The sequence below is a fragment of the Streptomyces sparsogenes genome (assembly GCF_001704635.1).
Lineage (GTDB): Bacteria > Actinomycetota > Actinomycetes > Streptomycetales > Streptomycetaceae > Streptomyces > Streptomyces sparsogenes.
The window spans coordinates 20,521-30,871 of record NZ_MAXF01000071.1 but is presented as its reverse complement, the minus strand read 5'-3'; the positions used below and the strand labels follow the sequence as shown (position 1 = coordinate 30,871).

Below are 10,351 nucleotides of genomic sequence, written 5' to 3'. Positions count from 1 at the left end.
GTGGTGTGGTCATCGACGAGTACGGCGGCACCGCCGGGGTGGTCACCGTCGAGGACGTCGTCGAGGAGGTCATCGGCGAGGTCCGCGACGAACACGACCCGCTCGACCCCCCCGACCTGCTGCCCGCTCCGCCCGCCGACGACGGCCGCGCCGTCTGGGAGGCCGACGGCGGCGTCCGCCTCGACCAGCTCGCCGGCATCGGCCTCGCCGCGCCCGACGGCCCGTACGAGACCCTGGCCGGGCTGCTCGCCACCCGCCTGGCGCGCATCCCCGCCGAAGGCGACACCGTCCACCTCGACGGCTGGGAGCTGACCGTGCTCGACGTCGACCACCACCGCGCCGACCGCGTCACCCTCACCGCCCCCGCGAAGCCCACGGAGCCCGCGGCGCCCGCGAAGTCCGCGACACCCGCGGCGGCCGCGAAGCCCGCGACGTCCGGTAGTCCCGCAGCGGCCGCGAAGCCCGCGACGCCTCAGGAGGAGGCCCGATGACCGTCCTGCAGCTGGCCATCGGCGCCTTCACCCTGCTCACCAACGCCTTCTTCGTCGGCGCCGAGTTCGCCCTGATCTCGGTGCGCCGCAGCCAGATCGAGCCCCGGGCGCGGACGGGGGAGCGGCGGGCCCGCGCCACCCTGTGGGCGCTGGAGCACCTGTCCGCCCTGATGGCCACCGCCCAGCTGGGCATCACCGTCTCCTCCCTGGTCCTGGGCGCGGTCGCCGAGCCGGCCATCGCCCACCTGCTGGAGCCCGCCTTCGACGCGGTGCGCGTCCCGGACGCCCTGGTGCACCCGATCGCCTTCGTCCTGGCCCTCGCCGCGGCCACCTATCTGCACATGCTCATCGGCGAGATGGTGCCCAAGAACATCGCCCTCGCCGCGCCCGAGCGCACCGCGCTGCTCCTCGGCCCGCCCCTGGTGGCCCTCACCCGCGCCCTGCGCCCTGTCGTCTTCGGCATCAACGCCTTCGCCAACGCGATCCTGCGGCTGCTGAAGGTCGAGCCCAAGGACGAGGTCGAGTCGGTCTTCACCGACGACGAGCTGATCCGTCTGGTCCGGGACTCCAGCGACGCGGGCCTGCTGGACCCCTCCGGCGGCGAGCGGCTGCGCGACGCCCTGGAGCTGGGCACCCGCCGGGTCGGCGACATCCTCGTCCCGCTGGACGACATGGTCACCGTCGGCTCCCAGGTCACCCCCGACCAGCTGGAGCGCGCCGCGGCCGCCTCCGGCTACTCCCGCCTGCCGGTCACCGGCCCGGCCGGGGCGGTCCTGGGCTACCTCCACATCAAGGACACCCTCGGGGCGGCCGACCGGGACAAGCCCTTCCCGCGCACCGCCCTGCACCCCGTCACCCGCGTCCGCGCGGACACCCCGCTGGACGACACCCTCACCGCGATGCGCGGCGCGGGCACCCACCTGGCGGTGGTGACCGGCGACGGAGGTGCCGTGCTCGGCTTCGTGACCATGACGGACGTCTTGGACGAGCTGATAGGCGTCTAGGCAGGGGTCACGTCTAAGTATGTGGACACTGTCTTGCATACGAGACAGTCAGTCTGGAGGATGAGCCGACGGCACACCGACACAGGCGGGCACCGGCAGCCACCGGCAGTCCCAGGCAGGCACCGGCAGGCACCGGCAGACCCGGGCAGGCAAGGGCAGGCACCGGCAGGCAAGGGCAGGCACCGGCAGGAGGGGGCATCCATGGGCATCGGGTCCTCGGCGCTGCTGGTGTCGGCCGGCGTAGCCTCGGGGCTCGCCGGCTCGATCGCCGGACTGGCCTCGCTGTTCAGCTACCCCGCGCTGCTCGCCGCCGGGCTGCCGCCGGTCGCCGCCAATGTGACGAACACGGTCGCGCTGTTCTCCAACACGGTGGGCACCGCGGCCGGATCCCGCACCGAACTGCGCGGCCAGCGCGCCCGCCTGCTGCGGCTCGCGGCCGTCGCCGCGCTCGGCGGCGCGGTCGGGGCCGCGCTGCTGCTCGGCACCCCGTCCTCCGCCTTCGAGGCCGTCGTGCCGTGGCTCATCGCGCTCGGCTCGGTGCTGATCCTGGTCCGCGACCCGCTGCGCCGCCTGGTGGCCTCCCGGCCGCGGCGCGACACCGCCGCCGGTCCCGGTCACACCGCCCGCCTCACCCTCCCCATGGCCTGCGCGGTGCTGCTGGTCGGCCTGTACGGCGGCTACTTCGGCGCGGCATCCGGCGTGCTCATGCTGGCGGTGCTCTCGCTGTCCGCGTCCGCCGGTGAGCCGCTCCCGGTCACCAACGCCGTCAAGAACATCGCCACCGGCGCGGCGAACGTGACCGCCGCGGTCGCCTACGTCCTCGTCGCGCCGGTGCACTGGGGCGCCGCCGTGGCGCTCGGCCTCGGCGCCTTCGCGGGCAGCTGGGTGGGGCCGCTGATCGTACGGCGGCTGCCCGAGACCCCGCTGCGGATCGCCATCGCCCTGGCCGGTCTCGGCCTCGCGGTCAGCCTGTGGCACCAGGGGACGTGACCGCGACGGCCGACAGCAGCCGCAGCGCCTCCTCGGACGGCGTGCCGGGCGCGGCCGTGTAGATGATCACCTGCTGGTCCCGGTCGGTGATGTCCAGCACATCGCAGTTGACGCCGATCGCGCCGACGAGCGGGTGGTGGAAGGTCTTGCACAGGGTCGGCCGCGGGCACACGTCGTGCGAGTCCCACAGCCGGGCGAACTCCTCGCTCCCCTCGCGCAGTTCCCGCACCAGCTCCACCACCTCCGGGTCGTCGGGGTAGCGGGCCGCGACGGCGCGCAGCCCCCGGGCCGACGTCCGGGCGAACTCGTCGGCGTCGGCATCCGACAGGCCGTACAGCCGCCGCCCGTGCGGGAGCGGCCCCAGGAAGGCCCGCCGGATCAGATTGCGGTCGCGGCGCGGGAGGGCGGAGAAGTCCTCCATGAGGGCGGTGGCCAGCGCGTTCCAGGCGAGGACCTCCTGCCCGCGTACGGCGCCACGAAGCGGGCGGTCGACAGCCTCACCCTGTCGGCCGCCGTCACGTACGGCCCCGAAGGCATCCGCGTCAACGCCATCGCGCCCGGCACCACGCTCACCGAGATGCTGCACGACTGGGAGGCGGAGTCCCCCGGCGTCATCGAGCGCCTCAACGCCGACACCCCGCTGCGCCGCGCCGCCGACCCCGACGAGATCGCCCAGGCCGCGGCCTGGCTGCTCAGCGACCGCGCGTCCTATGTGACCGGCACGGTCCTCAGGGTCGACGGCGGCATGCTGGCCTGAGCCGGGCGGCGGCTCACCCCGCGCCGGACGGGGACGTCCGGGCCGAGGCGGGGGCCGTGGGCCGGTCCGGGCGCACGGAGAACGCCGTGCTCCCGGCCGTTGCCACGATCGCGTCCTTGACGAGCGACACGCTCGGCGGGTTGTCCGACGACGCGCTCCCGATGTCGTTCAGCGCGGCGGTGTGCCACGCCTCCTTCCCGGTCCGGGTGTCCAGGGCCAGCAGCCGGCCGAAGCGGTTGCAGAAGTACAGCCGCCCGTACTTCGCCGACGCCACCGGCGCGGACAGGTTCTCCGTGTCCGTCGCCCGCTGCCACAGCCGCTTGCCGCTGTCCGCGGACACGGCGCTGACGGTGCCGTTGCCCTCGACGAAGTAGACGACGCCGTTCAGCAGGGTGGCCGAGCCGCGCATGGTGTGGGACAGCGCGGTCCGCTTGGTCTCGCCGGTGCGCGGATCCACCCGGACCAGGGCGTTGTACGGCCGCACGTACCCCGAGTCGTACACCTCCTTCGCGGTCTGCGGCACGAGGAAGAGCGGCTGCCCGCGGACGGCGCCCAGCGCCAGCGTCTTGCGGGGGAGGGTCGCCAGCTCGCTCTGCGCGCCGTCGGCGGGGTCGAGCCGCAGCAGGGTGTACGGGCCCTCGGTGGCCAGCCCGTTGTGGTCGATGGGCGCGCAGAGGGCGTACGGGGCGCCGCCCAGCACCGTGGGCTCGCAGAAGCTCCCCGCGCGCGCCGGCGACCGCCACAGCGGCTCGCCCGACGCGTCGTAGGCGATGAGCTCGTTCTGCTGGGGAGACAGCGTCAGCAGCCCGCCGGAGAACAGCGCCACCGACGCGGAGGGGCTGGCCTCCCGCTCCCACCGCCGCTCCCTGGTGGCGGCGTCCAGCGCCACCACCAGCCGGCGGCCCGCCTGGTCCGACTCCTGGAAGACGTAGACGACCCCGTCCCGCACCCCGATCGGCCGCGCCTTCTGGGGAGCGGTGCCCCACCGCCACCGGATCCGGCCGGTGGCGGCGTCCACCTTGGCGACGGTGAACCCGTCGCCGCCGCAGTACACCGCGGTGGCTCCGGGCGCACAGCCGGACTGGCCGTACGTCAGAGGGGGGCCGGGGGTGGCCACGCTCAGGTCCGCCCGCCAGGGTCGCCAGCCCGCGGGCAGCGCCGCGGGGCGCTCGGACGCGGTGGCGCTGCCGGGCGGCGCCTTCCGATCCGCCGCGAACACCATCGCCGCGACGGTCAGCCCGGCGACGGCGAGGGTCGCGCCGACCGCGGTGAGGATCAGCCGTGCGCGCCGCCGGCGCCCGCTCCCGGGACCGGGGCCGGGGCCGGTGGCCGAGGAGGGCGCGTCGGCCGCGTGGGTGCCGGCCGAGGAGGCGCCGGCGGCGGGCGCGTTGGCCGAGGGCGCGCCGGCCGACGGGACGTTGACCGAGGAGGGGACGTTGGCCGTGGGCTTCGCGGCCGGAAAGTCCGGCAGCGCGCGGAGCATACGGTGCAGCTCGGCCAGTTCCGGCCGCTTGGCCGGGTCCTTGTCCAGACAGCGCTCGGCGATCTCCACGAGCGGCTCCGGGACCCCGGCCAGCGTCGGCCGCTCGTACATCACCTGGTAGCCGGTCACATACGGGCTGTCGGAGTCGAACGGCCCCGTCCCCCTGGCCGCGTACACCAGCAGCGACCCCAGCGAGAACACGTCGGAGGCGGCGGTGACCTCCCGGGGGGTGCGCAGCTGCTCCGGCGACATGAAGGGCGGGGTGCCCAGCACCCTCCCGACGGTGACGGTGAGCGTCTGGTTGTCGGCGGCGCGGGAGATGCCGAAGTCGATGACGCGCGGCCCGTCCTCGGCCATCAGGATGTTGGAGGGCTTCAGGTCCCGGTGCACCACGCCGACCTGGTGGATGTCGCGCAGCGCCTCGACCAGCCCCAGCCCCAGCGTCCGCAGCGCCGACCCGTCCAGCGGGCCTCCCTTGCGCACGACTTCGGCCAGGGTGCTCCCGGGCACGTACAGCGTGGCCATCCAGGGCCGGTCGGCGTCCGGATCGGCGTCCACCACGGGCGCGGTGAACGCCCCGCTCACCTTGCGCGCCGCCGCGACCTCCTGCCGGAAGCGCGTCCGGAACTCCTCGTCCCGCGCGTACTGCTCGTGCACGAGCTTGACCGCGACATACCGCCCCGAGGCCGAGCGCCCGAGGTAGACGACGCCCATGCCCCCCGCGCCGAGTCGGTCGACCAGGGCGTAGCCGCCTATGGCTTCAGGATCCCCGCTGCTCAGCGGCATCACTCATCCTCATTCCCCTTTTTGCGCCGCTTTGTCCGCTGCTTTCCGCTGCCCGAACGGCTCTGCTTGGGCACTAGGTTAGGCTCGGCGGCCCCGTACGGCCGGATGGGCCCCGATGGTGTCGCGTATCGCCGCCCGTCCACCCGTCCTCCAGCGGTGCAGAAGCGGCAGTCCTCTTTCCCATCAGCGGGGCAGCGCGCTGGCCGCGTACAGCAACTCGCGGACCTCGGGCACCTCTTCGGCCGGGGCGCTCCACACCAGCCGCAGCCGGAGGTCGCGGGTGGGCAGGCCGAGCCGGGCGAGGCGGCCGGCCCGCACCGCCTCGGCCACGGCGAACCGGGGCAGCAGCGCGATGCCGAGCCCCTGCTCCGCCCAGGCGCGCATCACCGCGACCCCACCGGCGTCGACCCGCTCGACCTCGGGTCCGAGCAGCTGGTCGGCGGCCATCCGGAAGGAGCACTGCGCCACGTTGACCAGGAGCTTCTCCCCCTGGAGGTCGGCGGGGCGCAGGGGTCGGCCCCCGGCCAGCCGGTGGCCGGGCGCGGCGACCAGGTCCAGCGGGACGGTGTCCACGTCCAGGCAGGTCAGCGGCGCCGGCGGCACGGGGAAGCCCAGGCCGCCGAGCGCGGTGCCGAGGTCCAGCAGCAGGGCGGCGGTGAGCCCCCCGGTCAGGACCTCGTCGAGGAGCAGCCCGCGGTCGGCGGCGACCCGTACGTCGACGGCGAGGCCGGGATGGCGCCGCGCGAGCCGCTCGAGCACGGCCGGTACGCAGGTGGCGGCGATGGTCTCCAGTGCCCCGAGCCGCAGGGCGCGGCGGCCTCCGCCGACCTCCCTGACCGCCTGCTCGGCCTGTTCCAGCAGACGCCGCGCCCAGGGTGCCATCCGCTCCCCGGCGGGCGTGGCGCGCATCCCGTTCGCCGTACGGTCGAACAGGGCGACGCCCACCGCCTTCTCCAGCTCCCGTATCCGCGCGGAGACCGAGGACGGCGCGAGCCCGAGGGCGTTGGCCGCCTCGGTGACCGTCCCGTGCCGCAACACGGCTTCGAACGTCCGCAGTTGCCGCAGCTCCACCGCTGTTCCGCTCCCTTGTGACGTCCGCCGCGCCGGGCGTGCGGAATTTCCGAACGGAGTGTACGTCCGGCCCGGTGGAGCCGCGCGGCCCTTGGCCGCACAGTGCCGAACATGACACCCGACAACCCCACCCCCCAACCGGCCCCAGCCACAGCCCCGCCCACAGCCCCAGTCCCACCCCCAGCCCCACCCCCAGCCACGCCCGTCGCCCCAACCCCAGCCACGCCCGTCACCACGGCCGCCGCGCCCCGCCACCCGGCCCACCCCACCCGGCCGGCCCTGCTGGGCATCTCGCTCGGGTACTTCATGGTGCTGCTGGACACCACCGTGCTGTCCGTCGCCGAGCCCGACCTCGCGGGCTCGCTGCACACCTCCGTAGCCGGCCTTCAGTGGGCCACCACCGGCTACACCGTCGTCTTCGCCGCCCTGCTGCTGTCCGCCGGGGCGCTGTCCGACCGGCTCGGCGCCCACCGGCTCTTCCGGGCCGGTATCGCCCTGTTCGCTGCGGGCTCCGCGCTGTGCGCGCTGGCCCCGACCGTCGGCGCGCTGGTCGCCGTACGGATGGCCCTGGGGGCCGCGGCGGCGGCCTGCGTGCCCTCGTCGCTGGCGCTGATCGGCCGCCTCTACCCGGACCCGGGCCGGCGCGCCCGGGCCGTCGCGACGTGGGCGGCGATCAGCGGTGCGGCCGTCGCCGCGGGCCCCCTCGCGGGCGGGGCGCTGGTGGGGGTCGCGGGCTGGCGCGCGGTCTTCCTCGTCAACGTCCCCCTCGGCGCCGTGGTCCTCGCCCTGACCGCGACCCGGCGGCTGCGCTGTCCGCGCGGCGACCGCCGCCTGGACTGGCCGGCCCAGCTCACCGCCTGCGTATGCCTGGCGCTGGCCACGGACGGCTTCATCGCGGCCGGCGCGCGGGCCTGGGGTCACACCGCCGCCGCCCTGGCCGGCGCCGCCGCGGCGGCAGCCGTCTTGGCCGTACTCGAACGCCGCAGCCCGGCCCCCGTGTTCCACCGGGACCTGGTGCGCTCCGGGGCCGTCCGCGCGGGCCTCGCGGCGGGCGCCGCGGTCAACTTCACCCTCACCGGAACCCTCTTCGTCCTCCCGCTGCTGCTCCAGGCCCACGGCATGGGGCCGGTGGCCACCGGACTCGCCTTCCTCCCCCTCACCCTGCCGTTCGCCCTGAACCCGCCGCTGACCGGCCGCATCGTCGCCAAGGTCGGCCCGCGCCGCCCCGTGCTCGGCGGCCTGGTCCTCCTCGCCGCCGGCACCGCGACCCTCGCCCTGGCCGGCGGCGCCGAAGCCCCCTACGGCCGGCTGGCCGTGGGCCTCCTCCTGACCGGCCTCGGCGTCTCCTTCGCCCTCCCCGCCCTGGTCACCGCCGTGGTCGGGGCCGCCCCGCAGAGCGCGGCCGGCGCGGCCGGCGGGCTCCTCAACGCCGCCCGGCAGGCGGGCGCGAGCCTGGGCGTCGCCACGATGGGCGCGCCGCTCATGGCCGACCGGACGGGCGGTGCGTCCTGGGCCTTCCTCATCGCGGCCGCCGCCTGCGCGGCCACGGGCGTCTGGTTCGGCCGAACTGCCAGGGGGTGAGGGGGATTTCGGTTGCGAATCCGGAGGCCCCCTGACGATAGTGAGCGCATGAGCCCCGTATTGAGCCGCGTGGCCGGTGTGGTGACCCTGGTGGTCGCCCTGGCCACCGTAGTCTGGCTGGCCTTCGGCGCTCCCAGCGACTGGGAGGGCGGCATCAGGTGGCTGCGCCACGGTCTGGTGCTGGGGTGCCTGGGCCTGTTCACGCTCTCCGCGCGGCTGATCTTCCCCGCCACCCGGGAGGACGCCCCGGACCCGATGTCCGACTAGGACGTGTCCGCCCGATCGTGTGACCGTCGGGTCGTCGGGTCGGAGCCATTGGCGATCGGGCCGGATCCGTCGGCGATCGGGTCGGATCCGTCGGCGTTCTCCGGGTAGACCGCATCGAGGAGGCCGCGGACGAAGCGGTCGGGGTCGTCCAGGCCGGCGGCGGTCAGCGTGTCGGAGCCGCCTGCCAGCAGATGCGGGATCGCGGCGTGCAGGGCGAGGGTGGCGACGGCGGCCCGCTGCGGCGTCACGGGCAGTCCGGCGGCCCGCTGGGCCCGTTCGAACCCCGCGAAGTCGGAGGCGGCGATCGGGTCGAGGATGGCCGACAGCCAGGGTTTGCGAGCCGCCTCGGCCTGTAGTTCCACATAGGCGAGCAGGCGGGGGCGCCCGGGCCCGGCGACGTTCTCCAGGAGCGCCCGCAACATGGCCACCAAGCCCTCACGGCCGGTGGGGCCGGGCCCCGGGCCGGGCCCGGTTCCGGCGGCGGCCAGTCGGGCCGTGATCTCGCGGTACTGCTCCAGGCAGCGCTCGGCCACCGCGCGCAGCAGGGCGTCCCTGGTCGGGAAGTAGTTCTTGGTGGTGCCGGGCGGCACCTTCGCGGCGGCGTCGACGGCTCGGTGGGTCAGGCCGCGTCCCCCCGCGTCGGCCAGCACCTCGATGGCCGCGTCCCGCAGCCGGTCCCGCCGGTCCGTATTCACCCCGGCCCTCCTCCTGTGGGGTTCTTGCTGTGGGGTTCTCGCTGTGCCACACTACCCCACCCGTGGTACCACAGTTGTGGTGGTAGCTGGGTGGCGCGACAGGGCGGGAGGCGGCGTGACCGGGACAGCGGTCGTGGTGGGCGCGGGAGTCGGCGGGCTGGCGACGGCGATCGGGCTGCGCCGGGCGGGATGGGCGGTGTCGATCCTCGAGCGGCGGACGGCGCTGGAGCGGTACGGCACCGCGTTCGGCATCCACCCCACCGCGCAGGCCGCCCTGGACCGCCTGGGAGTGGGCGAGGCGGTCGCCAGGCGGGCGGTTCCCTACCGGGGCGCACGGATCCGCACCCCACGGGGGAAGGTCATGGCGAACCTCCCGTTGGAACGCATCGAGCGCAAGGCCGGCCGCCCCGAACTGCTGGTCTCCCGGCCGTACCTGATTGATGCCCTGGTGGCCGAGCTGGAAGCCTTCCGCGACGTACCCATCGAACTCGGGCGGACGGTCTCCGACGTCGAGGCACTGGCGGCCGACCACGACCTGGTCGTCGGCGCCGACGGAATCCACAGCGCCGTGCGTACCGCGCGCTTCGGAGCGCGCAGCGGCCCGCGGCACGTCGGGACCGTCGCCTGGATCGGCATCGCGGACTTCGACAGCGGCATCCATGGCGAGACCTGGGGCCGGGGCCGGTTCTTCGGCATGACCCCGGTCGAACCGGGCCGCACCAACTGGTACGCCACCGTGCCGGAGGCGACGACCGCCGACGAACTGCGCGGCTTCTTCGAGGGCTGGCACGACCCCGTCCCGCGGATCCTCGCCGAGACCGACCCCGCCACCTGGATCCGGTACGAGATGCGGCATCTGTTCCCCGCCCTGCCCGCCTTCACCCACGGCGGAAAGGTCGCGCTGGTCGGCGATGCGGCGCACGCCATGACACCCAACCTGGGCCAGGGCGCGTGCACGGCGATCCTCGACGCGGAGGCCCTGGCCCGGGCCGTCGCCGAACACGGCCCGGCCGGCCTGCCGGCCTCTCTGCGCGCCTACGACTCGGAACGCCGCCGCAGCGCCCAGCGGGTCGCTTTCGGGTCCCGGAGCCTGCACCGCTTCATGACCACCGAACACACCCGCCTGCGTAACGCCCTGGTCCGCATGGTGCCGAGCTGATCGAGACCCGCGTGAGGGACGGGTGGCCTCGCGGTCCGACCGGTCCATCCCTTCGGCCGGCCTCGCG

General features: G+C 75.1%; 9 protein-coding genes and 2 pseudogenes. 7 read left to right on the top strand and 4 right to left on the bottom strand.

Going from position 1 to position 10,351, the window contains the following annotated elements:
• The 3 genes from BBH68_RS14290 to BBH68_RS14280 all read left to right on the top strand — a co-directional run.
• The coding region (locus BBH68_RS14290) for a transporter associated domain-containing protein (RefSeq protein WP_281182481.1) at positions 1–491 on the top strand (491 nt) is incomplete at its 5' end.
• A complete protein-coding gene (locus tag BBH68_RS14285; protein WP_065962361.1) occupies positions 488–1,495 on the top strand; it encodes a hemolysin family protein in 1,008 nt (335 codons plus the stop codon). The genes BBH68_RS14290 and BBH68_RS14285, both read left to right, overlap by 4 nt.
• Positions 1,496–1,696: 201 nt before the next feature.
• Complete coding sequence (locus BBH68_RS14280; RefSeq protein WP_065962357.1) at positions 1,697–2,485, top strand: sulfite exporter TauE/SafE family protein; 789 nt, start codon at positions 1,697–1,699, stop codon at positions 2,483–2,485.
• Here BBH68_RS14280 and BBH68_RS14275 read toward each other — a convergent pair.
• Positions 2,460–2,942, bottom strand: a pseudogene (locus BBH68_RS14275) (MmyB family transcriptional regulator); the annotation flags it as partial. The gene BBH68_RS14280 and the pseudogene BBH68_RS14275 overlap by 26 nt on opposite strands.
• Between BBH68_RS14275 and BBH68_RS14270 the strand changes: the two are divergent.
• Positions 2,937–3,242: pseudogene (locus tag BBH68_RS14270) on the top strand (SDR family NAD(P)-dependent oxidoreductase); the annotation flags it as partial. The pseudogenes BBH68_RS14275 and BBH68_RS14270 overlap by 6 nt on opposite strands.
• A gap of 13 nt (positions 3,243–3,255) precedes the next feature.
• Here BBH68_RS14270 and BBH68_RS14265 read toward each other — a convergent pair.
• Both BBH68_RS14265 and BBH68_RS14260 read right to left on the bottom strand, forming a co-directional pair.
• The gene (locus tag BBH68_RS14265) at positions 3,256–5,511 is read right to left on the bottom strand and encodes a protein kinase domain-containing protein (protein WP_065962356.1); all 2,256 of its coding nucleotides are present in this window, start codon (positions 5,509–5,511) and stop codon (positions 3,256–3,258) included.
• A 183-nt stretch (positions 5,512–5,694) separates the two neighbouring features.
• Positions 5,695–6,582 carry a LysR family transcriptional regulator gene (locus BBH68_RS14260; RefSeq protein WP_065962354.1) on the bottom strand — a complete coding sequence of 296 codons (888 nt, stop codon included), beginning with the start codon at positions 6,580–6,582 and terminating at the stop codon, positions 5,695–5,697.
• A gap of 111 nt (positions 6,583–6,693) precedes the next feature.
• Between BBH68_RS14260 and BBH68_RS14255 the strand changes: the two genes are divergently transcribed.
• Both BBH68_RS14255 and BBH68_RS14250 read left to right on the top strand, forming a co-directional pair.
• The gene (locus BBH68_RS14255) at positions 6,694–8,163 is read left to right on the top strand and encodes an MFS transporter (RefSeq protein ID WP_079150982.1); all 1,470 of its coding nucleotides are present in this window, start codon (positions 6,694–6,696) and stop codon (positions 8,161–8,163) included.
• A 48-nt stretch (positions 8,164–8,211) separates the two neighbouring features.
• Positions 8,212–8,430: a hypothetical protein gene (locus tag BBH68_RS14250; RefSeq protein ID WP_245738057.1), complete on the top strand. Its 219-nt coding sequence runs from the start codon at positions 8,212–8,214 to the stop codon at positions 8,428–8,430.
• Here the strand turns inward: BBH68_RS14250 and BBH68_RS14245 are convergent.
• The gene (locus BBH68_RS14245; protein ID WP_079150985.1) at positions 8,427–9,125 is read right to left on the bottom strand and encodes a TetR/AcrR family transcriptional regulator; all 699 of its coding nucleotides are present in this window, start codon (positions 9,123–9,125) and stop codon (positions 8,427–8,429) included. The genes BBH68_RS14250 and BBH68_RS14245 overlap by 4 nt on opposite strands.
• Before the next feature lie 115 nt (positions 9,126–9,240).
• On the opposite strand from BBH68_RS14245, the gene BBH68_RS14240 reads away from it, so the two are divergent.
• On the top strand, positions 9,241–10,284 hold the full coding sequence (locus BBH68_RS14240; protein WP_065962347.1) for an FAD-dependent oxidoreductase: 1,044 nt from the start codon (positions 9,241–9,243) through the stop codon (positions 10,282–10,284).
• The last annotated feature ends 67 nt before the right edge of the window (positions 10,285–10,351 follow it).

What these genes read in the sequence shown, in the direction of transcription:
- BBH68_RS14285 (WP_065962361.1), top strand. Translation starts at nt 488, where the DNA reads ATGACCGTCCTGCAGCTGGCCATCGGCGCCTTCACCCTGCTCACCAAC.
- BBH68_RS14255 (WP_079150982.1), top strand. Translation starts at nt 6,694, where the DNA reads ATGACACCCGACAACCCCACCCCCCAACCGGCCCCAGCCACAGCCCCG.
- BBH68_RS14265 (WP_065962356.1), bottom strand. Translation starts at nt 5,511, where the DNA reads ATGCCGCTGAGCAGCGGGGATCCTGAAGCCATAGGCGGCTACGCCCTG.
- BBH68_RS14250 (WP_245738057.1), top strand. Translation starts at nt 8,212, where the DNA reads ATGAGCCCCGTATTGAGCCGCGTGGCCGGTGTGGTGACCCTGGTGGTC.
- BBH68_RS14280 (WP_065962357.1), top strand. Translation starts at nt 1,697, where the DNA reads ATGGGCATCGGGTCCTCGGCGCTGCTGGTGTCGGCCGGCGTAGCCTCG.